This is a genomic window from Nonomuraea insulae (genome assembly GCF_042656245.1).
Genome location: NZ_JBHSPA010000062.1, coordinates 21,703 through 42,929 on the forward strand (window position 1 = coordinate 21,703; position 21,227 = coordinate 42,929).

A 21,227-nucleotide genomic window follows, 5' to 3' on the forward strand; every position below is an offset into this window, starting at 1 on the left:
CATCTATTTCCACAGATAGTCGTACCGAGGGGAGGCGGGGCCGACGAACACCTCCCCATCGCGTACCTGCCATTCGCTCTGCCCCTCCACCTCGTGAAAGGCGAGAAACAACCCGCACACCCGATCCCCGTCCTCATCGGCGGGAAGGGCCGCGATCCGCCGCACCTGATCGAGTACGCCGTCCAGAACGCCCGCCCGGACGGCCCGCGCATAACAGACCGCCTCCAGCCAGCCACCCTCGGGAAAGGCCCACCCCTGGGTGTCGCCTTCCCTGATGATGCGCTCGGCCTCCTCCCGCTGCCCGTTGAACTCCAGCCAGCCGCGTACGTACACCCACGTGCCCATGAACCCCATGATCCCCCGCCGCCATGACCCGGCCATGCATGGTGACGCCGTCGTCAGGCTTCGGACATGTGCCATGACGCCGTCGCCGGTTAGGCTTCGGGCCATGCTGACCACGGCGGATCAGTACCGGAGTTTCGCCTCCCTGGAAGCCCGCGGAGAGTCACCCCTCTACGAGGCCCTAGCCCTCGGCGTGGCGGAAGACCCCGACCTGCTCGACCTGCTGTTAACCCTCCCCGCGCCCAAACGCCAGCCCAACCTCCTCTTCGCCGCCGCCCGCCACCTCACCGGCACCCCGTCCGGCTACGCCGACTTCCGCCGCTCCGTCCTCACCCACCGCGAGGCCATCCGCACCACGATGCTCGCCCGCCGCACCCAGACCAACGAACCGGCCAGATGCGCCGCCCTCTACCCCCTGCTCGCCTCGCTCCCCCAGCCCCTGGCCCTGCTGGAGGTCGGCGCCTCCGCGGGCCTGTGTCTCCTCCCCGACCGTTACGCCTACACCTACTCCGACGGCCACAGGACGGGCGCCCCGGACAGCCCGCTGCACCTCCACTGCCAGGTAGCGGGCACCCCACCGCCCCACCTGGCCAAGCCGGGACCGATAACGGTGGCCTGGCGAGCCGGGATCGACCTCAACCCCCTGGACGTGACCGACCCCGACGACGTCCAATGGCTCCGCACCCTCGTCTGGCCCGAACAACACGACCGCCTGGAACGCCTGAACACCGCGGTCACCCTGGCCCAGGCCGACCCGCCCCACATCGTCCGCGGCGACCTGAACACCCACCTTGTCGACCTGGCCGCCCAGGCACCCCCGGACGCCACGCTGGTCGTCTTCCACACGGCGGTGCTCTATTACGTGCCGCCCCCGGACCGGACCACGTTCGTGAACCAGGTCAGGCGACTCGACGCCCATTGGATCTCCCAGGAAGCCTCACCTTCGGACCCTTTGGACACGGCGGCGTACGTACTGTCCCTGGACGACCACCCACTCGCCGTCACCGCCCTCCACGGCGGCCACGTGCGGTGGCTCGCCGCGCCATGACAAGGCCTCACAGGCGAAACCTCCCGGCCAGTTCACCCGCCAACTCCTCAACACCCCGAGAACCATCGACGCGCACAACCGCCAGACCGCATTCAAGAGCCTGACGCCGTACCTCCTCGTCCCAGAGCTCATCACGCGCCATTCGCTGGGTCAGCGCCGCGACATGGTCGGCGTTCCCCCAATTGGCCCGCGCCCGCTCCGGATCCGCATAACGATCCCCCAAGGCCCGCCGGCGGAATTCGGACGTCGGGAGCAGAAAGGCGGCCTGCTCCGGCCACCCCAGCAATGACGCCACCTCACGAGGCAACGTCCGGAAGTCATCGACCAGGACCGGCCGATCGTCGGGCAGGGCGAGCAGATCCTCAACAACGAATGCGAAGGTCTCCCCATGGAGACTCGGCATCGCCTGGAATATCTCCTCCGCCGTACGACCGGCATACCGGTCTTCGACCGGCGTCCGCAACAACGCACACATATAAGGCTGCCGCTGTACGGTGCACCGCCCGGCATATCCCCGCTCGGCCTGGTCACCGTCGTACAACACCACGTCATGCCGCTCGGCCAGCAGCCGTGCGAGCGTGCTCTTCCCGGCACCGGTGCCCCCGGCGATCCAGCGAACATGGGCGAGCCGGTGAACAAGCTCAGCGGAAACGTTCATGCCCAGCAGTCTCACTGCTTTGTCTTGGCGGCGACGAACACGTATTCCCGGCTGTCCTCGGTGAACGGCTCGCGCCCGAATCCCCCGTACAACGCCTCCACCTCAAGCCCGGCCACATCGACCAGCCCAAGCCATTCGTTCTTCGTCGCCCACCAGGAAGAACTCCGCGCACCATCATCGAGCACGATGTCGATCCGATTGTCCCCCACCGCGAACCGGGTGGTATGCGGCACCGGCTCCCCCTGACGCGCACCATCGGCCCGCGCGGCGAAGTGGTGGTCGAACGCGATGGCATTCCAGGCGAACCGCCCTCCGGGCAGCAACGAGGCGGCCACCCGTTCAAAGGCACGACGCCGGTCGGCCCAGGTCGGCAGATGCTGCAGCGAGCGAAAAGGGCAGTAAATCAGCGCCGCGGGCTCATCCAGCTCGAACTCGCGCATGTCACCCTCGCGAAGGTCGAGTTCCACACCCTGCTCGGCGGCGCGAACGCGGGCCTGTTCGAGCATCACCGGCGAGAGATCGATCCCGACGACCCGCCGCCCCGTCGCCCGCGCGACCGGAATCGCGACGCGCCCATTCCCCACCGCCAACTCGACCAGTGGCCCGTCCGCCTCCTTTGCGAGCCCGGCATAGAACGCGACATCGGCCGCCATGTGAGCCGACCATTCCTCATACCGGTCGGCGAAGGCCTCATCCCACGTCGACGCCATAGCCGCATGGTCCCATGAGACGATCCCGACATGCCCCTCGGCCTGGCGGCCCTGTTCGAGGCGGTGCCGATCGCGTTCACCGCCGTCCGCGTCATCGGCGCCGCGTACCTCATCTACCTCGGCGTCCAGGCCATCCGCAACAGGAACAGCGGCCCGATGGACGTCGCCATAGGCGGCGCAGGCATGTCGGGCCGGCGCGCGTACCTCAGCGGCCTGACGACCAATCTCCTGAACCCGAAGGAGTCTCCGCAGTGATCGCGATCTCGGCCGCTTCCGGCGCGCTCGGCCGCCTGGTCATCGACCATCTCCGTGCCAGAACCGACGTGGTGGCGGTGGTACGCGACCCCGAGCGGGCCCGGGAGGGCGTCCCGGCACTGCACGGCGACTATGACGACCTGGCCGGCCTGCGTACGGCATTCGAGGGAGTCGACGTGCTCGGCAGACCCGCCGAGACGATCACCTCCCGGCTGGGGCGTAACCTTCCGCGATGACGCCGAACCTGCGCCTCGCGCCCATCACCCTCGCCAACTTCGACACGGCCATCGCCGTGAACGTCCGCCCGGACCAGGAGCACTTCGTCTCACCCGTGGTGAAGTCGCTGGCCGAGGCCTACCTCCGCCCCGACGTCGCCTGGCCCCGGCTCATCCTCGACGGCGAGCAGGCGGTGGGCTTCCTGATGGCCTTCATCGACATCGACTGGGACGGCAGGGGACTCGACTTCCGATCCGGCCTGTGGCGCCTCAACGTGACCCCGGAAGCGCAGGGCCGCGGCATCGGCCGCTTCGCCGTCGAATCGGTGGCCGCCGAAGTGAGGCGCCGCGGCAGCACCCGCATGTACGTCTGCTGGGAGCCCGGAGAGGGTAGCCCCGGAGCCTTCTACCAGAAGCTCGGATTCGGGCTCACCGGCGAAACGAGCGGCGGCCAGACGGTCGGGGTGCTGGACCTGACTGGTGGGATCGGAGCTTAGGCACCCCCGCCCAGCGGGGCGAACCGACCCCCATCCTCCGACCGGCCTCCCGGGACCCCTCCCGCCAAGTCATATCCTTGACCAGGTCGCCGACCGCGCGACCGTGAAGGGAACGATCATGCGTCGTTACTCACGTGTCGTCGTCAAGCTCAGCGGCGAGGCCCTGGCGGGCAAGGCGGGTTGGGGCGTGGACCCGGACAGCCTGGCCCAACTGGCCGACGAAATCCTCTCCGTACACGGGCTCGGCGTCGAAATCGCCGTGGTGATCGGCGGCGGCAACTATTTCCGCGGCAGGATGGCCGAAGGCTGGGGAATCGGCAGGGCGGAAGCCGACAACATCGGCATGCTCGGCACGGTCATGAACGCCCTCATGCTCCGCGGCGTACTCACTTCCCGCTCACAAACAGACGTACGCGTCATGACCGCGGTGCCCATGCAGACCGTCGCGGAGCCTTTCATCAGACTTCGAGCCGACCGCCACCTTCGCCGCGGCCTGATCGTGCTGCTCGCCGGCGGAATCGGCCAGCCCTACGTCACCACCGACTATCCCGCCGTCCAGCGGGCCCTCGAACTCGACGCCGACGCCCTCCTGGTGGCCAAGCGCGGCGTGGACGGCGTTTACGACAGCGACCCGAACCTCAACCCTGACGCGAAGCGCTACACCAATCTCACCTATCGAGAGGCGCTGACCGCGGGCGTCAAGGTGATGGATGAAAGCGCCTTCGTCCTCGCCAACGAGCAAAAGCTCCTGATGCACGTCTTCGACGTCGCCGCCCAAGGCGCGATGACGGCGATCTGCCAGGGCGAGGACATCGGCACCCGCATAACCGCCGACCCACACCACGGCGGCCTTGACCAGCATGCACTCCAATAAAGCGATCGCCGAGTTGAGCGGCCGCATCCACACGGCCCTGCGCGACGGCGACCTCGATGCGGAACCCATCCTCGAACTGGCCTGCCTGCTGGAGGAACACGGCGTGACCACCTCCGCCACCCAGGAACTCCTCGCCCGCCCCCTCGCGCACCTGACCGCGGCCGACCTGACCCGCCTGAGCAGGAGCCTGCTCAACGCAGCCGGCTTCGAGCCGACTTTCGCCCTGACCGACCTCGACATCCCGCGAATCGCCGCCCTGCCGTTTTCCACTCGGCTGCGCCGCCGTCGGGCCGTAGAGTGCTTCCTTGCCCTGTAGATCACTAACGTGAGGCGCGAGGATCGTTGTTCATCAAGGGTGTGATGTTCGATTTCTCCGGAACGCTGCTGCGGATCGAGCCCATAGAACAATGGCTGCGAGGTGCTCTGGACGACAGCGGCCACCACCTCGACGACACCGAGATCACCGCATGCGCAGATCGTCTGCGGCTCATGGGCGCACAACCCGGGGGTCCCTCGCCCCGCGAAGTACCCCCGCATCTGACCGACCTCTGGCGTGATCGCGACCTGACCGATGACCTGCATCGCGCCTGCTACACCGCACTGGCACGCGAATCCCGCCTCCCCGACCCGGCCCTGGCCGAGCCTCTCTACGAGCGGACTTTTCAGCCGATGGCCTGGCAGCCTTACCCGGACACCCGGCACGTCCTGGGCGAGTTGCGTCAGCGCGGAATCCCCACGGCGGTGGTCAGCAATATCGGCTGGGACCTGCGCGCCGTCTTCGAGTTTCACGACCTCATCCGGTACGTCGACGTCTTCGTACTTTCCTACGAGGTCGGCGTGACGAAACCCGATCCGCGAATCTTCCAGGCCGCCTGCGATGAGCTCGGGCTACTGCCCGACAACGTTCTCATGGTCGGCGACGACCGTGACGCCGATACCGGCGCCGCCGCGCTGGGCTGCCCGATGTATCTCGTCGATCCGCTGCCCGTCAGCGCTCGCCCCGATTCCCTGGCACCCGTCCTCGATCTGATCGAGGAGCTTGGTGCCTACAAGTAGTAATCGGCGGCGTACTGGCACTGTCCTGTGGACTTACGCGCTTCGGCGACGAGCTCCAAGAGATCGACCACGAGTTCGGGGCTTGCCGCGATAGTCGTGTAGGCGGTCATGGTGTGCGGGCTGCCATCGACATCGACGACCACGGCTCCGGCTTCGCGGGCGATGGCGACCCCGGCCGCGGTGTCCCATTGATTGTTACTGAGCATGATGTTGGCGTCGATCTTGCCATCGGCCACCCAGGCGAGATCGATCGCGGCCGAGCCGAACATTCGTACCCGCTGGGCACGTGCGGCCAATTCCCGGGTCACAGCGAGTCGTGGCTTGTTTCGTTCCGGCCCATCCGGGCCCACTACGTAATCGCCGACGGCGACGACGGCCGCTTCCAGGTCACGCACGCCACTGATCTGAATACGAGACCCATTGGCCTGAGCGCCGAAACCCCGCGCGGCCGTGTAGCGGAGATCGAGGAACGGCAGGTCGATGACTCCGAGTATGGCGTCGTCCTGGTGCCAAAGACCCAAGGAAACGCCGCACAACGGCATGCCATGAAGGAAGTTGACCGCACTGCCCATCGAGTCCAGCGCCCACATGAGGCCGGCCCCTATCCGGGTGACGCGCTCCTTCTCACCGAGGAATCCGATCTCCGGTATCTCTCTGGACAGGAACTCCCGCAGAGCGTGCTCCACGGCCTTGCCCACCGCGGTGGCCGAGTCGCGATCGCCCCGGGCAGTGACGATCTTGGTTTTGATGATCTCGCCGGCGATCGATACGGCGTGTTCGGCGATGGGGAGAAAGGGCCGAGCGTCGATGGCCATATGGGCATACTCCATTTCCATATGTCTGTCTGAACACCTGATCGAAGACAGAAAGCAACCCATCGGCAACCACGCTAGGGCCGCCTTGACCGTTTAGTTCCACTCCTTACAAAGCGCGCCATAGTTCCACCGATGGCACCGCCGCAGGAAGGCCCTCAAACGGGATCCGCCGAGTCTGGCAAATCTACACCACGACTTTGCAGATACGCGCCCACTCATTTAAAGACGAAAGGATGTAATATTTTCCGACCGAGCGAGGCGACCGACATATTATGCGGCAATTGGCCGCCACCAGCGGACAAACAAAATCGAACTCTCCACCAGGAGCCCGATGGCCATGTCGGATGGCTCGCACGAGCGCGCACCGCCTCGACAACCGCCCAAAACGCCCTATAGGCGACGTCTCGTGATTGGCAGGAGCTAAAGGGCGATAACATCACGACCGTGGCAGACTGGGAGCTTCGGCTGGCTTCAGCGACGGACGTCGAGGCGGTGGCCGAGTTGCGGGCCGTGGTCATGAGACCGGACCTCGCGCGACTCGGACGGTACGACGAGCATCGTGTACGGCAACGGCTGCGGAACGGGTTCAGGCCGGCACACACCTGGATGATCGAGGTAGGTGGCACCATGGCCGGCTGCGTGGCGCTGCGCCCGGAGAAGGACACTTACTGGCTGGAGCACTTCTACCTGGACCCGGGTCTTCAGGGCAGGGGCATCGGTTCCGCCGTACTCGGCAGGCTGCTGGAACAGTGCGACCACGAGGCCGCCACGGTCCGGCTGAACGTGCTGCAGGGCAGCTCGGCCCGCCGGTTGTACGAACGGCACGGCTTCACGGTCGAGACCGAGGACGAGGTGGACATCTTCATGGTGCGCGCCCCTCTCCCGGCCTGACGAGGATCTCGCAGGACGTGAAGCGCAGCGATCACCCCGGAGCCGGAGCGCCCCCGCCCAAGGCGGGGGTTTCATTGAACCGACGGAGTGTCCATCTCGGTGGCGGCCACTCTGTGGGGTTCTGGTCGGTGATCCATTCGGTGATGGATGCCGGGGACACCTTCAGATCGAAGGCACGATAGACCGGTAGCAGCCCGAGAGCGTTGAAGGAGATCTCGACCGTCTCGGCGTGGCCGACGAGAATGACGGACTCCCCGCGATGACGGTGGGCCAGGTCGGTGATGGTGCGGCTTGTGCGAGTCACCATCTCGGCCCAGCTCTCGTTGCCTTTTTGGAAGGGCCGGTAGATGCCGCCGCCCTCGGCGTCCAGGCGTTCGAAGAATTCCGCGTGGGTGAGACCGTCCGCCTCCGGCGGCGTGTGCCAGGTACAGAGTCCGCAGTCCTGTGAGGCGCGCAGGCCGCTGGCGGCTGCGATCGCGGCGGCTGTCTCCACAGCGCGGGGCAGGGGGGAGGAGTAGATCGAGGCTTTCCCGGTTCCGATTTCAGCGGTGAGTTGCCGTGCGAGTCGTGCGGCCTGTTCGCGTCCAGTGTCGGTAAGCCCTCGGCATCCTTTCGGGCCCCCGACCACGCCTTCCCTCGTGTGGACAGAGTCTCCGTGACGTACGAACAGGAGCCGGGTTTCCATGGGATGGATCATGCCCGAGACCGGCACTTGCGGCGGGCACAATTCGCGCACGTCACCACACCGCCGGTCCGGCGTGGTGTAACGCCCGCGTTACTCCATGCGAACTGGTAGAAGATGCAACGCTGACTTCTTGCCACTCCGGCCAATGGATCAAGCATGGATGCCCCCACAAGCAACGACCACCGCCGATACGGATGGACACCCTTTCTCCCCGGCGCCGGCTCTGTGATTCCGCCATGCTGAGGTGGGGAATTCTTGCTCTGGTGACATTGATTGCGATCGTAGCATTTGTGGCACTCGAACGTCATTCAAGAGTCAACGGCGTAATAGACTGGGGAAAGGTCGCCGCGAGAGCAGCCCTCGTCCTGGCCCTCTACGCGACCCTGGTCCCGATCATCTTCAATGTATTCCCGTCCGCGCCCGGCCAGCAGACCACTCCTCCGCAACCATCGGCGGCGGCGGAAAGCTCCGCGTCGGCCCTGGCGGTAGCACGACAAGAAGCCGCCGACCGAGTCTCCGCGTGCGAGTCGATGCGCAGCATGCCCAAGGCGAATCACATCGAGTACGTCTCGGGCACCCCGTCTCGCTTCATGCACTGCGAATGGCCCCCGTCGCCACTGGCCGACGCGGACGGATTCTGGGAGATACGTGTGTCAGGGGAGCCCGGCCCAGGCGACAGCGAGGCCACCGGAATGAGCTTGGCAAACCGATTCAACGGTCCTTGCGCGTCTTTCCTGGTGACTTACGACTTCGGCCACATGGGGAACTCCCGCCACCCCAAACCATTCAAGGTGCGCCGCGGCGAGATCTACATTACGGATTATGACGCCGGTGGAGTCGTGTGGACCGAAGACCGGACCACCCTGCCGTTCTATCCGACCAGGGAAGAGGCGGTGGTTCTCACCAGCGGCCATTACGGGCTGGCAAATGCCACGTGCGCATGAAAGGTCCGAGCCTGCTCGATGCAGCCTCGCCACGGATGCCGGTCCGCACGGGCACAAGCACGCCGTCGACTTCCGTACGCTGAATCTCGCACGTGATGGACAGGGAGGCTGAGGTGGCCGAGACGATGGTGGCCGAGGTGATGGCCGAGCTGGCCGAGCTCGAGGACCCGAAGGCACGCGAGGTGAACGAGAAACACGGTGACGATCACGGTGTGAACCTCGGCAAACTACGCGCGCTCGCGAAGCGGCTGAAGACGCAGCAGGAACTCGCGTGCCGGCTCTGGGAGACCGATGACACCGCGGCGAGACTGCTGGCGATCCTGATCTGCCGCCCGAAGGCGTTCGAGCGGGACGAGTTGGACGTCATGGTGCGTGAAACGCGCGCGCCCAAGGTGCACGACTGGCTCGTGAACTACGTGGTGAAAAAGAACCCGCACTCCGAGGAGCTGCGCCTGGCCTGGTCCGCCGATCAGGATCCGGTGGTCGCGAGCGCCGGCTGGGCGCTGACCACCGAACGCGTGGCGAAGAAGCCCGAGGTCCTCGACCTCGTAGGACTGCTCGACGTCATCGAGGCGGAGATGAAAGCCGCCCCGGATCGCCTGCAGTGGGCGATGAACCACTGCCTGGCGCAGATCGGGATCGAACACGCCGAGCACCGCGCCCGTGCCATCGACATCGGTGAGCGCCTGGAGGTGCTCAAGGACTACCCGACTTCCCCAGGCTGCACTTCTCCGTTCGCGCCCACTTGGATCAACGAGATCGTGCGCCGACAGCACGACAAGTAGGAAGGCCCTCCGCTGGCAAGTGCTCCTCGTACTAGCGGGCGGTGATGTGGAAGTCCATGCTCGCGTAGTCGAAGGTGATGGCGCGGGGCTTGAAGAACTCGTGCGAGAAGTTGCCGATCGTCTCGAACCCGAAGAGATCGATCCACGGCCAGTCGCCGACGAGCCCGGGGACGTTCCGGCCGACCGCTCTGCCGAGGCTTACCCTGGCGGGGGCGATCGGATAGACCTTCATCGGGCCCATGTCCTGCGGATGGTCGTAGTCGATCTCGACACCCGCCCGTACGGCGTTCTTCTCGTTCATCATGATCCCGAGCCCCATGCCTCCCGTGTCGAGGGAGGCCACCCGTGGCCCGTCGTCGTTGACGCTGCCCAGGGTGAACGGGATGTGGTCGCCCGCGAGCCACAGCGGGAGGCGGTCCGCGCCGGTGCGGCCGGCCTCCGCCCGCAGGTCCCGCACCTGCGCGGGGGTCTTGCGCCGCAGGACGAGCGCCTGACCGGCGTAGTCCATGGTGGCGATGAAGTGATACAGAAGCGTCGTGCCGATCACACCGGCCGGCTCGGAGCCGTCCGGCAGGCTCGGCATCCTCAGGTCGTACCAGACCACGGGAACGTTGCGCAGCACGATGTCACCCAGCCGGAACGACTCCATCACGCCGTGATAGGTCGTGAGGGTCTGCCCGGCCGGGTGGGTGGTGCTGGTGGCCACCGCTCGCAGACCCGCCTCCTGCGCCGACTTCGTGGACAAGGCGAGCGTCGCCCCGGTGTCGATGAGAAAGGTCTCCGCCTGCGCCCCATTCAGCGAGGCTCGCACACTGGGCAGAGGATCGACGGACACGAAGGGCACCCGGGTCTTGTGCGCGCCCCCCATCTGATAAGCCCTGCCGGTCACGCTGGCGTACTGGTCCGCGAACGCCATGTCAGTCGGGTCGCCGGTGCCACGCAACAACGGCACCGCCCGGGCCACGTCGTCCTGCCGGATGAAACACTCCGCCAGCTGCTGCTTGGCGAACTTGTCGTCGGGAGCCGACTCGATGGCCCTGGTCAGGAAACGTTCGGCGTCCCGGAAGTCGTTGGACAACAACGCGATGCGCCCGCGTTGTGCCAGGGCGTGCGCGTTGCTCGGATCCTTGCGCAGAAGGGACGCGTAGCCCCGATCGGCCGCGCCGAACTTGCCGACCCTGAACAGCTGATCGGGACCTGCGCCGGAACTCGCGGCCACGGCCGGGCCCGCACCTTCCGCCAGCAGCACCGCGCCGGCGCCCACTGCTGCCAGGCTCGCTCGCTGCAGGAATCCCCGTCGGCCGATGGTGTTCTCGCTGGGGTGCTCGTACGTACGGGCATGAGTCATGGCAGGCAGTGAATCCGACAGCGCGTTTCCTCAGCGTTTCCAGCCGTCACAGGAGTTCCCGCTCTTGTCGGCGTACCGCCGGGGGTCTGGAATCGAGCCCGTGCTGTCAGCTTGGGGAATTGCCGGGATCTTGGCTCGTCGAGGCGCTGACCTGCATAACTCACTCGTCGTAGAGGAAGCTGCGAACCTCCCGTGCGAGATTGGTCAAGGCCTCTCCAGGGAGAATCAGGGTGCGAACTGTGGCGGACCACATGTCGTCCGGATCTTCGCACCGCGCGAAACTGATGAAGGTCACCCCTGGGCCTGGTATGACGACCTCCGGAGTTGGACGTTCACCCGCCAAGCGCTCCACGATGGTTGCTCCAACTCCGGTTCACGACGGCGATCAGTTCGTGTACCTGCACGAGGTCACAGTGTTGCGCGATGCGCTGGCTTGTCCTGAGATACGGCGGTCCTGCTTTGCGACGCCGACCGCTGCGCAGGACGAACCCGATGACCTCGCCGCTATGGGGGCATCCATACCGTCAGCGTGCCGGCGGGGTGGCGTCCGAGAGTCAGCCGGTCCGATCACCGGATCGGACCGATCGGCGTTCCCAGGCCAGGGCCGCGACCACGCCGATGGCATAGGCGACCAGGTCCCATGGGTCGGGGAACGCGCCGACCAGGACACCGCCAATGCCCGGCGGGATCATGCCGACTATTTGGTAGAACTCGACGGCGGCGGCGATCGCGGCTGTGGCCAGGATGCGGCGTGCGGCGGTGGTGCGCCACAGCAGTCCCAAGAACGCGTAGACCAGCATGGTGGCGGCGACGTCGCTCACATAACCGCGGATGAACGGTTGTCCCGGGCCCCGGTAGAAGAGGGTAAACGCGCCGACGACGAGGGCGACGCCACCCAGAAGGACCATGGCGCGGCGCATGAGATTGACATCTTCTCCGAATCTCAACGATCAGGACGAACCTGATCATAGAGCTCTGGGATAACAACCTAGATCGCGGAGCAGACACGGGGGCCAAGCCTGATACGCATCCCCGCCACGGGTTACCATCGAGTGCATATACTATTGATGGTATGTCTCAGTGGGAGATCGCCCTAGAGCCGGAGGTGGAGTCTTGGCTGGATGGACTTTCTTTTCCGCTCTACCAGCGAGTTATGCGCAACGTAGACGACTACCTCGTCACGGGTGGCATCTCTGATGGAGATCACGTGAAGAAGCTGAAGGATGCCGAAGGTGTGCATGAGCTGCGTGTTGCTCTTGACCGCACGACCTGGCGGTTGACCTTCTGGAAGCCATCCAACAGGGTGATCGTGGTCCTGACGGTCTTCCGCAAGACACAGGATGGGACGCAGACCGCCGACATCGACCGAGCGATCGCTGCTAAGAAGCAGTGTGAGGCAGAGCACGACCTAACCACCACGCACGTGTTCGAGAGGAGCGCATGATGGGTCACAGCCGTTGGGAAACCTACAAGGCGAAGCGTCTGCGCGAGATGGAAGCGGATGCACAGTCCCACCCCGAATACGAACAGGCGGGCCGTGACCTGGAGCTCGGAGACCAGCTACGTGAGATCCGTAAGCGCCGAGGCTTGTCTCAGAAGATCGTGGCGGAGCGCTCTGGGATGTCCCAACCCGCCCTGTCTCGCATCGAAGGCGGTGGCGGCATTCCAGATATAGCGACGCTGCTGCGCCTCGGTGCGGCAATGGGGGTTCGGTTCCGCGTCGAGCTCGTCATCGACGACGATGACACCACCACTGAAATCGAGCCTCTAACGGTGCATCACCGACAGCTTGCGATCGCCTAAGTTGCAGGCGGCCACTTCGAGGCTCGGTCCGCAGGCTTCCGCTGCTCCTTCCGCAGTAGCGGTCTTCAGCCGCGACAGGCTTACTCGAGAGTCAGCGCCAGGGAACGAGGAAAGGCCCAGTTCTAGATCATATTCTTGAGCTGGGCCTTTAACGTTGGAGCGAGTGACGGGAATCGAACCCGCACTGTCACTTTGGGAAGTGCAGGGATCTTGGCTCATAGGGCGCCGACCTGGTGCTGAGGCCGGTCGTAAGTAACCGTCGTTGACCCCTCGTTGCCGCCCTTGATAACCCCGGCCAGCAGCATGATCGCGAGTCCTTCGTTCCGGCGAGAACCGCGCGCAGTGCGCGGGACCGGTACGTGCCGCATCCGCACGTGACCGCCGCGGTCACGCTTCGTAAGCGTGTCAGCATGATGTTCCCTTTCGCCGTGAAGTTGAAGACCGAATTCCGGCCAGGGCCGATATAGAAACCAGGCCGCGACGGTATGGCCCCGGTATGTTCCACCGCCCACCCCGACCGCGGAGGCATGGTGGGCCCCGGGCGAGGGGTACGGTGGGGCCGCGGTGGTGGCGACGCCGTGCCCGAACATGTCGGCGCGTGAACGTCGCAGGCGGGCAGACAGGACAGCGCGCCAACGGATTACGACCAACCTTGACGAACCGAATGTGGTTCTTCAACTGAATGGGAGCGCTCCCATCGAGTCAACTGGAGGCGACTGGTGACCATTCGGTTCAGCCTCCTCGGGTCCGTCCAGGTCAAGCGGGACGGGCGCGAATGCCCTATCGGGTCGGCCAAGGTCCGCGTTCTCCTGACCGCGCTCCTGCTGGAGCCCAACCAACTGGTCTCACTGAAGCGGCTGTTCGGGGCCCTGTGGGACGGCGAGCCACCGGCTTCGGCCATCGCCAACGTGCGCACTTACGCCAGCCAGTTACGCAAGTCGCTCGACCACCAGGACCGGCTCGTCACGAAGTACGGCGGGTACTCCCTCCGGATCGAGGAGGGCGAGCTCGACGTAGCCACGTTCCGGGAAGCCGCCGCCAAGGGGCGGCTCGCGGTGCGGGCCGGTGACCCCGGCCAGGCCGTGGGTCACTTCCGCCAGGCTCTGGCCCGCTGGCGGGGCGAGCCGGCGGAGGACGTGTCGATCACCTGGACCCTCAGGCCGTCACTGGACGCGCTGGCCGATCAGCGGTGCCAGGTCATGGAGGAGTTGATCGAGGCACTCCTGCTGACCGGCGATTTCCGCCTGGCCGTAAGCCACGCCTACGACGCCGTCTCCTTGCGCCCGACCCGGGAACGTTTCTGGACCCTGCTCATGAGGGCCCGACACCAGGCGGGAGACTCGATGGGCGCCCTGTCGGACTACCAGCAGGCCAGGAAGGTGCTCGGGGACGAGTTGGGGGTCGACCCCGGGCCCGCACTGGTCGCGCTCCACCAGGCCATCCTCGACGGCGAGGCCCCACCCGGCGTGCGTTCGCCGGCCATCCCACTGCCGCCTCCGATCGTCGGCGGGGCTCTCTACGGCCGCGAGGCCGAACTGGCGGAGCTCACTTCCTTGCTCGCCAGCGCCGAACCGGGAGAGGCGATCGTCCTTCACGGCGCCGTCGGGGTCGGCAAGTCAGAACTCGCCAGGCACGCCCTGCTCGCCGCCGCTGCCAGCCGGCCTCTGCAGTTTCGGCTCATCGATCTGGCGTGCAGTGCCCCGGTGTGGGAGGAGAGGGCGCTTCCGCCCCTGCACGACGACGGTGAGGGGCTGCCACAGCTGATCCTCCTCGACAACATCACCGACATCCGGCAGGTACGGCCGGTCCAGGCCGCCTACCCGAGCGCGGCCATCGCCGTCACCAGCCGCTCACCACTCACCGGTCTCAGTTGCTCCCGGCACCTCGCGGTCCACCGGCTTTCGGCATCGGCCTCGACGGCCCTGCTGACCTCGGTCCTGACCTCAGCGTCGTTCCCCGCTCCTGAGCCGTCCGGCTATGAACCCGCCATGCTCCACCGGATCGCCGACCTCTGCGAGCACCTGCCGCTGGCGCTCCACCTCGCCGCCCGCAACATCGCCGTCCGCCGATACGGCTCCCTGCACGGCTACGCCCGCCTCCTGGCTGATCCCCGCTATCGGCTCGACATGCTGACCTGCGACGACCTCTCGCTCAGGGACGAACTGCGCGGCGGCCTGACCCAGATCGAGCAGAACGGCTCAGCGCTGGACGCCGCGGCCCGTTCCCTGCTGCTGCGCATGGGCCAGAGCTCACTCGCCTTCTACTCACCCAGCAGGGCCGCCCGCCTCCTCGACGCGGACCTCGCGTACGGCACCGCGGCCCTTTGGAGACTGGCCGAACTGTGGTTCCTCGAACCGATCGGAGGCGAGCACTATCGACTCTCCGAGCTGACCCGGCTGTTCGCTCGAGAGCTGGCGCCGCTCAGCCCGCTTTGAGTCCCGGCCTGTCAAACCCCGCCTGGTCAAGCTCGCCCGTTCAAGCCCGGCTTCTTTGAGCCCCGGCCTGTTGACGCCCTGCGCGGCACGCATCTGGCGACGGACCACGCCGAGCACCTGATCGGCGGGCAGGAACCCCGCCTGCCGGGAGTCCAGGCTGGCCTCCCGGTTGTCACCGATGACGATGAGGCTCCCCGCGGGCACCGCCACCGCTCCGGTCAGCCCCGGACTGCCGGTGAGCCAGTCCGGCACCCGCTCGCCACCGACGGCGGCGACCCGCTTGATGATCCACTGGCGGCCCGGCTCCTGCGAGGGGAAGCCGATGACCACGATCTCTCCCGTCCGTATCCTCCCGGTGGGAACCCTGCCGACCAGCACCCGATCACCATTTCTGAAGCTGGGGGCCATGCTGAGGCCCAGCACCGTCACCACGGTGAACCGGGAGCGCAGCCACCAGGCGAACATCAGGAGGGTCACCAGCAACCCGGAGGCGACCAGCACGTCAGACCCTGATCAGGGCGGCGTCGAGGGCGTCGAGATTGGTGCCGGAGGCCACCACCAGGGAGCCGTCCAGGACCGCGAACGCGGGGAACCCCTTCACCTGGAGGGCCGTGGTCACCGTCCCGCCCGGCTGCTCGACCACGACCCGTGCCACAGGCTCCAACCGGCTGCGGTACTGCGCCGCCGCGTCATCCGCCCCGGCGATCACCGCGAGCACGCTTGCACGGTCGTGCCCGGCGGCCCTGTCCACGAAGAGCGGCATCCTCTCCTCACAGGCTGGGCAGCCCGGGGAGAACACCCCTATCAGCTTCGGGTTCTCGACCCTTCCGCCGTCGGTGGCGATGGCGTCGAAGGCCGCGATCTCGCTGCCCGCCTCGGCCATCACCTCGCCGCTGTCGGTCATCTCGCTGAACATCTGAGTGTGCTCGCGCAGCCGGCGGATCACGCCGACCGTGAGAACCAGGTCGAGCAACGCGACCACACCGACGAGGCAGATGAGGACATAGAGCGCGATCATCTTTGAGCTCCCTGTTGAGGCCGATAAGACTTTCTGTGTCGGCAGTACCGTGTTCAGCAATACTCTTTATGCGCTGTGCAGACCGTGGCAGACTCGGCCGCGCAGCAGTAGCGATACCGGCAGGCGACACCCTCGTACCAGCAGTTCCTGGCCGTTTGACCTGTCGGCACCAGCCTGGCCACGAGCTTGTCGCCCAGCCATCCGATCGACTCCACCGACGTTCCTTTCCCCGGTTGTGACCGCCGATCGATACGTTAGGGATGAGACGTACACGCGAGATATATGCGAGCTGTGTCACGTCGTGGACGGGTGATATCCGGCCGCCTGAACCGCGAACAACTCCCCGTACAAACCACCCACGCCAACCAGGCCGTCATGATCGCCGATCTCCACCACCCGGCCCTCGTCCAGCACCCACGATCTGATCCGCGGATCGGATCGCACTCGGGCGATGCGAAACCAACAGGCTGGTACGGCCCTGCCGAAACCGGCGGAGTCCGAGGTGGATCTGATGCTCGGCCTCCGGGTCGAGCCCCGGACTCGGCTCGTCAAGGATCATCACGTCGCGCTCGCCACGCTGGTAGGCGCGGGCGACTGCTGGATCTCCATCAGCGCGACCAGCCCGTGCACCTCGACCTCGTGAGGGCGGGTCCGGAATGATCGCGCTGCCGATACCGAGACAGGCTCCGACGATCATCCCCGGCGTCCCACCGCCCGACTGCTGGGCCATCCGCAGCCGGTCCCGGAACTCCGGTTCCTCGAAGCGGGCCAAGCCCACGAAGCGCTCGGTCGCGGCGAACAGCAGGCCCTGGGCGGTGATCCCCACCCTCTGACGCACTCCGATACCTGCGGGACCGCGGCCGTGAGCGCTCCCGTACAGCAAGAGGGCCAGGCCGAGGATGAGGATCGCGTCGATGGTTGCCGCACCTGCCGCGATCCCGTCCATGGCCGGCTTCGTCAGCCAGGCCGTCGCGACGGGAACCACCGCCATCACCACGGTCAGCGTGACCATCGCGGCGGTGAGCCTGCGCCCGGATCGCCAGGCCGGCCGTACCGCCGCGGCTAAGGAACGAATCATCACACCACCTGAGGGGCAGTTCGGGGAGCCGGAACGCGAGGCCCGGCTCCCCTTCGCCGGCTGGGGTCAGCCGCCGCCGTCGCAGTTGTCCAGGTAATTGCCGCATCGGATGCTGCCGCTGACATACCGGCAGCACTTGCAGATGCAGCCGTTGATGCAACTCCACCAGCCACTGCCGCCGAATACCCAGCAGGCTGCGCTGGCTTCGGCTTTGGGGACCAGGAGCGACAGGAGTCTGTCGCCGAGTGAACCGATCGATTTCATCGCGCTTCTCCTTTCCGTTGACTCGATGAGCACGGTAGGAAGAACCGGCACAGCCAGAGCACACCGGCGATACATGGGCCCATGTATCGCCGGATATCGGGAGGTCGAGCTGCGCATCACGAAATCGTCGTAGGGCTGATCTCGCTCGAAAGCAGCGCCGGCAGTCACCGCCTGACTGCCGGTATTGCGTCGTCGGTGCTCAGGTCTCGCCGATGACGGCCAATTCTTTGGCAGTGGTGGGGCGCAGTGTCGGCAGGAGCAATGCTCGAAACCTGTGGATCGCCGGGAGGGACGTACCTTCCCGGATCGAGTTCACATGAGGTTCTCAAGCAGGCCGACGTTGGCGCGTCGGCTGCCCCGACCCGCAGCAGCCTAACCCGGTGGAGTGCCTGACAGGACGGTGGGCCGCGTGGTGCTCAGCCCATCCAGGACGATCTGGAGGTTGCGGTTCCATTGCTGATCATTGGCCTGCAAGCCGATCGTATGAGGGCCGGTCGCGACAGCGGCCAGGAGAAAGGGCACGTCCTGCCAGGCAACGTCCGGGCGCATGCTCCCGGCCACTTGCGCGCCTTCGACCAGGAGCCGGATCCGCTCGCGCACGTCAGCGAGAGACCGGTCCAGGGCAGGTCCGCAGGCGCCCCCAAGCGCCTCGCCGACGCCACAGCTCTCGGCGCGCAGTCGCACGAACGCGGCGGCGAAGGCACAGAATCCCTTCCACGGATCAGGATCGTCCAGCGCACGGTCCGCAGTGGCCACAGCCTCACCGAGCACCTCCTCCAGCACCGTCTCCAAGAGCGCCTCACGAGAGGAGACCCGCCGGTAGAAGGTGCCGATGCCCACACCGGCCCGCCGGGCGATCTCGTGTGCGGTGACATCGACGCCGACCTCGGCGACCGCAGACCGGGCCGCCGCTACCAACCGCTCGAGGTTACGCCGCGCATCCGCCCTGGGCCGGCGCCCCGCCTCATCGGCCAGCAGCCGGTCCACTGCACTCATACGACCGGAGCATACCAAAGTGGACGTGCCAAGTCCGGTTAGCTACTCTGCCAGAAACGGACTTGCCTGGTCCGCTTAACTGGAGGAGGGCGCTGCCATGGCATCGGACAGGATCCGGGTGGGCATCATCGGGGCCAGCCCCGACCGCGGCTGGGCGGTCAGGGCGCACATCCCGGCGCTGCAGGCGTTGCCGGACTATCAGATCACCGCAGTCGGCACCAGCCGGGAGGAAAGCGCCCGGGAGGCGGCCCGGCTGTTCGGCGCCGCACACGCCTTCACCGACCCGCGGCGCCTCGCCGAGCACCCCGAGGTCGACCTGGTCGCCATCACGGTCAAGGTCCCGGCGCACGCCCAGCTGATCCAGGCGGCGCTTGAGGCGGGCAAGCACGTCTACTGCGAATGGCCGCTGGCCCTGACCACCGATGAGGCCGAGTCCCTGGTCAAGCTCGCCGACACCGCGGGCGTGCATCACACGGTCGGCCTGCAGGCCCGTTACTCCCCGGCGATCGGTCACGCACGCGAGTTGATCGCCGGCGGCTATGTGGGGCGGGTCACCTCGGCCACCGCCTATGCCGCCCGCGGCAAGGGCTCCGGCGCACAGGTGCCGGCCTGGGTCGCGTACACCCTTGATCGCGGCAACGGGGCCGGGCTGCTGGAGGTAGCCGGCGGACACACACTCGACACGCTGGAGTACCTCCTCGGCGACATCACCGAACTGTCAGCCGAGCTGTCGATCCAGCGCCCTCGCTACACCGTCGAAGAGACCCACGAGAATATCGAAGTGACCAGCCCTGACCAGCTCCTGCTGAACGGGACCCTGGCCGGCGGCGCGGTGGTCTCGGCCCACATCCACGATGCCAAAGTGACCGACGGGCGCACCCGGATCGAGATCGCAGGCACCGAAGGCGATCTGGCCGTCGTCTCGGGCACACTCGGCCCAGGCGGGGTCCAGATGAGCGAACTACGCCTGCTCGGATCACGAGGGCCAAGTGGCTCATGGCAGGAACTGTCCATCCCAGACCGGTATCACTGGGCGCCCGGCGCGGCCCATGACACCGAGGTACTTAACGTGGCACAGCTGTACTCCCGGCTCGCCGACGACATTCGCACCGGCACGCATACCACCCCGGACTTCGAGACCGGACTGCACATACACCGGCTACTCGACACCATCCGGCGATCCGCCGAAACCGGCCACCGGCAAACCCCACCGGCTCGACCCAGCTCATGAGTCCACACAACCCATGATGTGTGTTGTCGATCACCGTTCTGTCGACCGCGCTCTGATCGTTCTAGGTGGTGGGCGTAGGTAGGCTGGTACGGCACCTTTATTTTGTGGGGGTGTGTGTGCTGATCGGGCTGGTTGGGGCTCGCGTATCTGGACAGGACGGAAGAGCGTGGGCGTCGATATGCGGGAAGAGCCGGACGTCGAGCACGTGGCGGGTGAGGCGCGGCCGAAGAAGCTGCTGTTGCGTGCGCTCGCGGGCGAGCGCACCGAGCGACCACCGATCTGGCTCATGCGGCAGGCCGGACGCTATCTGCCGGAGTACCACGATGTCCGCGAGGCTGCGGGCGGGATGGTGGGGCTGTGCAATTCGCCCGAGCATGCGGTCGAGGTCACCTTGCAACCGCTGCGCCGCTTCACGCTCGATGCCGCGATCCTGTTCGCGGATCTTCCCCAGATCGCGGCAGCCTTGGGGCAGACCTTGGAGTACCGGGTCGGTGACGGCCCCGTCCTCACGCCCCCGATCCGTTCGACTTCGGACATCACCGAGTTCTTGAGCGCGTCCCGCTTGCACGAAGAACTGGCCCCGATCTATGAGACCGTCAGACAACTCACTCGCGCATTGCCTGACGAGCTCACGTTGATCGGCTATGCCGGTGCGCCGTGGACGGTCGCGGCTTACATGGTCGAAGGGCGCGGCGGCAGCTCAGAGCACTCCTTCGTCAAGCAGTGGGCACTGAGCGATCCGGAGGGGTTCCAACCCCTGATCGACCTGCTCACGGCGGCCATCATCGAGTTCTTGGACCGTCAGATTCAGGCGGGTGCCGAAGCGATCCAACTCTTCGAGAGCTGGGCCGGAATACTCCCCGACCCGCTATTCCAGCGTTGGTGCGTCACGCCGATTGCCGCCATCGTCGCGGCGCTGAAGGCGAAGCATCCGAGTGTTCCCATCATCGCCTTTCCGCGCGGCGCGGGGCTTGCCTACAACGGCTTCGCCGAGGCGACCGGCGTGGACTGCGTCGGGCTCGACTCGACCGTACCTGTGGAGTGGGCCGCGCAGAAGCTGCAGCATGAGCTCGGCCGGTGCGTGCAGGGCAACCTCGACCCCCAGCTCCTGGTCGCGGGCGGGCCTGCACTCCACGCGGAAACAGACCGCATCCTGAACGCGCTCAGTGGTGGCCCCTTCGTGTTCAATCTCGGACACGGAATCGTCAAGACCACACCCCCCGAGCATGTGGCCGCTCTCGCCCAGCAGGTACGGTCCTGGTCCGCAGCTTGACGCAGT

The 21,227-nt window shown here is 66.4% G+C and carries 26 protein-coding genes and 1 pseudogene; 15 read left to right on the plus strand and 12 right to left on the minus strand.

Annotated elements, in window-relative coordinates:
* Window positions 1-3: 3 nt before the first annotated feature.
* Entirely contained in the window at window positions 4-345 is a 342-nt protein-coding gene (locus tag ACFPZ3_RS45540; RefSeq protein WP_379520639.1) for a hypothetical protein, read from the minus strand.
* Between the two features lie 103 nt (window positions 346-448).
* On the opposite strand from ACFPZ3_RS45540, the gene ACFPZ3_RS45545 reads away from it, so the two are divergent.
* Complete coding sequence (locus ACFPZ3_RS45545; RefSeq protein ID WP_379520640.1) at window positions 449-1,390, plus strand: DUF2332 domain-containing protein; 942 nt, start codon at window positions 449-451, stop codon at window positions 1,388-1,390.
* Between the two features lie 7 nt (window positions 1,391-1,397).
* Here ACFPZ3_RS45545 and ACFPZ3_RS45550 read toward each other — a convergent pair whose 3' ends face one another.
* Window positions 1,398-2,048 (minus strand): hypothetical protein, encoded by a 651-nt coding sequence (locus ACFPZ3_RS45550; RefSeq protein ID WP_379520641.1) that lies wholly within the window; start codon window positions 2,046-2,048, stop codon window positions 1,398-1,400.
* Window positions 2,049-2,059: 11 nt separating this feature from the next.
* Window positions 2,060-2,758 (minus strand): class I SAM-dependent methyltransferase, encoded by a 699-nt coding sequence (locus ACFPZ3_RS45555; protein ID WP_379520642.1) that lies wholly within the window; start codon window positions 2,756-2,758, stop codon window positions 2,060-2,062.
* Between the two features lie 30 nt (window positions 2,759-2,788).
* Here ACFPZ3_RS45555 and ACFPZ3_RS45560 point away from each other — a divergent pair, with 30 nt between their 5' ends.
* The 6 genes from ACFPZ3_RS45560 (at window position 2,789) to ACFPZ3_RS45585 (ending at window position 5,655) form a co-directional block, all read left to right on the plus strand.
* Window positions 2,789-3,013: a LysE family translocator gene (locus ACFPZ3_RS45560; RefSeq protein WP_379520643.1), complete on the plus strand. Its 225-nt coding sequence runs from the start codon at window positions 2,789-2,791 to the stop codon at window positions 3,011-3,013.
* Complete coding sequence (locus ACFPZ3_RS45565) at window positions 3,010-3,249, plus strand: NAD(P)H-binding protein (protein WP_379520644.1); 240 nt, start codon at window positions 3,010-3,012, stop codon at window positions 3,247-3,249. The genes ACFPZ3_RS45560 and ACFPZ3_RS45565 overlap by 4 nt, the downstream gene beginning before the upstream one ends.
* Window positions 3,246-3,725, plus strand: a complete 480-nt coding sequence (locus tag ACFPZ3_RS45570) for a GNAT family N-acetyltransferase (protein ID WP_379520645.1) — start codon at window positions 3,246-3,248, stop codon at window positions 3,723-3,725. The genes ACFPZ3_RS45565 and ACFPZ3_RS45570 overlap by 4 nt, the downstream gene beginning before the upstream one ends.
* 118 nt (window positions 3,726-3,843) lie before the next feature.
* Window positions 3,844-4,599 (plus strand): UMP kinase, encoded by a 756-nt coding sequence (gene pyrH / locus ACFPZ3_RS45575; RefSeq protein WP_379520646.1) that lies wholly within the window; start codon window positions 3,844-3,846, stop codon window positions 4,597-4,599.
* Window positions 4,586-4,915: a hypothetical protein gene (locus ACFPZ3_RS45580; protein WP_379520647.1), complete on the plus strand. Its 330-nt coding sequence runs from the start codon at window positions 4,586-4,588 to the stop codon at window positions 4,913-4,915. The genes pyrH and ACFPZ3_RS45580 overlap by 14 nt, the downstream gene beginning before the upstream one ends.
* A gap of 26 nt (window positions 4,916-4,941) precedes the next feature.
* Window positions 4,942-5,655, plus strand: a complete 714-nt coding sequence (locus ACFPZ3_RS45585) for an HAD family hydrolase (RefSeq protein ID WP_379520648.1) — start codon at window positions 4,942-4,944, stop codon at window positions 5,653-5,655.
* Here the strand turns inward: ACFPZ3_RS45585 and ACFPZ3_RS45590 are convergent.
* Window positions 5,646-6,470: an inositol monophosphatase family protein gene (locus tag ACFPZ3_RS45590; protein WP_379520649.1), complete on the minus strand. Its 825-nt coding sequence runs from the start codon at window positions 6,468-6,470 to the stop codon at window positions 5,646-5,648. The genes ACFPZ3_RS45585 and ACFPZ3_RS45590 overlap by 10 nt on opposite strands.
* A 444-nt stretch (window positions 6,471-6,914) precedes the next feature.
* Between ACFPZ3_RS45590 and ACFPZ3_RS45595 the strand changes: the two genes are divergently transcribed.
* Window positions 6,915-7,361: a GNAT family N-acetyltransferase gene (locus ACFPZ3_RS45595; RefSeq protein ID WP_379520650.1), complete on the plus strand. Its 447-nt coding sequence runs from the start codon at window positions 6,915-6,917 to the stop codon at window positions 7,359-7,361.
* 31 nt (window positions 7,362-7,392) lie between these two features.
* On the opposite strand, the gene ACFPZ3_RS45600 is transcribed toward ACFPZ3_RS45595, so the two are convergent.
* Window positions 7,393-8,058, minus strand: a complete 666-nt coding sequence (locus tag ACFPZ3_RS45600) for a histidine phosphatase family protein (RefSeq protein ID WP_379520800.1) — start codon at window positions 8,056-8,058, stop codon at window positions 7,393-7,395.
* 251 nt (window positions 8,059-8,309) lie between these two features.
* Here ACFPZ3_RS45600 and ACFPZ3_RS45605 point away from each other — a divergent pair, with 251 nt between their 5' ends.
* Complete coding sequence (locus ACFPZ3_RS45605; protein WP_379520651.1) at window positions 8,310-8,990, plus strand: hypothetical protein; 681 nt, start codon at window positions 8,310-8,312, stop codon at window positions 8,988-8,990.
* Window positions 8,991-9,103: 113 nt separating this feature from the next.
* Complete coding sequence (locus tag ACFPZ3_RS45610) at window positions 9,104-9,775, plus strand: DNA alkylation repair protein (protein ID WP_379520652.1); 672 nt, start codon at window positions 9,104-9,106, stop codon at window positions 9,773-9,775.
* Between the two features lie 31 nt (window positions 9,776-9,806).
* Here ACFPZ3_RS45610 and ACFPZ3_RS45615 read toward each other — a convergent pair whose 3' ends face one another.
* A complete protein-coding gene (locus tag ACFPZ3_RS45615; RefSeq protein ID WP_379520653.1) occupies window positions 9,807-11,123 on the minus strand; it encodes an aspartyl protease family protein in 1,317 nt (438 codons plus the stop codon).
* Window positions 11,124-11,677: 554 nt separating this feature from the next.
* On the minus strand, window positions 11,678-12,043 hold the full coding sequence (locus tag ACFPZ3_RS45620) for a DUF2809 domain-containing protein (RefSeq protein ID WP_379520654.1): 366 nt from the start codon (window positions 12,041-12,043) through the stop codon (window positions 11,678-11,680).
* 152 nt (window positions 12,044-12,195) lie between these two features.
* Here ACFPZ3_RS45620 and ACFPZ3_RS45625 point away from each other — a divergent pair, with 152 nt between their 5' ends.
* From ACFPZ3_RS45625 to ACFPZ3_RS45635, 3 genes are all read left to right on the plus strand, one after another.
* Window positions 12,196-12,567 (plus strand): type II toxin-antitoxin system RelE/ParE family toxin, encoded by a 372-nt coding sequence (locus ACFPZ3_RS45625; protein WP_379520655.1) that lies wholly within the window; start codon window positions 12,196-12,198, stop codon window positions 12,565-12,567.
* On the plus strand, window positions 12,564-12,926 hold the full coding sequence (locus ACFPZ3_RS45630; RefSeq protein WP_379520656.1) for a helix-turn-helix domain-containing protein: 363 nt from the start codon (window positions 12,564-12,566) through the stop codon (window positions 12,924-12,926). Before ACFPZ3_RS45625 ends, ACFPZ3_RS45630 begins: the two co-directional genes overlap by 4 nt.
* Window positions 12,927-13,645: 719 nt before the next feature.
* Window positions 13,646-15,361, plus strand: coding sequence for a BTAD domain-containing putative transcriptional regulator (locus ACFPZ3_RS45635; protein WP_379520657.1), 1,716 nt, complete (start codon window positions 13,646-13,648; stop codon window positions 15,359-15,361).
* A 111-nt stretch (window positions 15,362-15,472) separates the two neighbouring features.
* Here the strand turns inward: ACFPZ3_RS45635 and ACFPZ3_RS45640 are convergent.
* The 5 genes and pseudogenes from ACFPZ3_RS45640 to ACFPZ3_RS45660 all read right to left on the minus strand — a co-directional run.
* Window positions 15,473-15,862 (minus strand): annotated as a pseudogene (locus tag ACFPZ3_RS45640) (S26 family signal peptidase); the annotation flags it as partial.
* A 1-nt stretch (window position 15,863) separates the two neighbouring features.
* Entirely contained in the window at window positions 15,864-16,379 is a 516-nt protein-coding gene (locus ACFPZ3_RS45645) for a TlpA family protein disulfide reductase (RefSeq protein WP_379520658.1), read from the minus strand.
* A 373-nt stretch (window positions 16,380-16,752) separates the two neighbouring features.
* Entirely contained in the window at window positions 16,753-17,391 is a 639-nt protein-coding gene (locus ACFPZ3_RS45650) for a P-loop NTPase family protein (RefSeq protein ID WP_379520659.1), read from the minus strand.
* Between the two features lie 132 nt (window positions 17,392-17,523).
* On the minus strand, window positions 17,524-17,721 hold the full coding sequence (locus ACFPZ3_RS45655) for a hypothetical protein (protein ID WP_379520660.1): 198 nt from the start codon (window positions 17,719-17,721) through the stop codon (window positions 17,524-17,526).
* A gap of 372 nt (window positions 17,722-18,093) precedes the next feature.
* Window positions 18,094-18,708 carry a TetR/AcrR family transcriptional regulator gene (locus tag ACFPZ3_RS45660; RefSeq protein ID WP_379520661.1) on the minus strand — a complete coding sequence of 205 codons (615 nt, stop codon included), beginning with the start codon at window positions 18,706-18,708 and terminating at the stop codon, window positions 18,094-18,096.
* Between the two features lie 106 nt (window positions 18,709-18,814).
* Between ACFPZ3_RS45660 and ACFPZ3_RS45665 the strand changes: the two genes are divergently transcribed.
* Both ACFPZ3_RS45665 and hemE read left to right on the plus strand, forming a co-directional pair.
* A complete protein-coding gene (locus ACFPZ3_RS45665; protein ID WP_379520662.1) occupies window positions 18,815-19,948 on the plus strand; it encodes a Gfo/Idh/MocA family protein in 1,134 nt (377 codons plus the stop codon).
* A gap of 166 nt (window positions 19,949-20,114) precedes the next feature.
* Window positions 20,115-21,221 carry a uroporphyrinogen decarboxylase gene (gene hemE / locus ACFPZ3_RS45670; protein ID WP_379520663.1) on the plus strand — a complete coding sequence of 369 codons (1,107 nt, stop codon included), beginning with the start codon at window positions 20,115-20,117 and terminating at the stop codon, window positions 21,219-21,221.
* Window positions 21,222-21,227 lie beyond the last annotated feature (6 nt).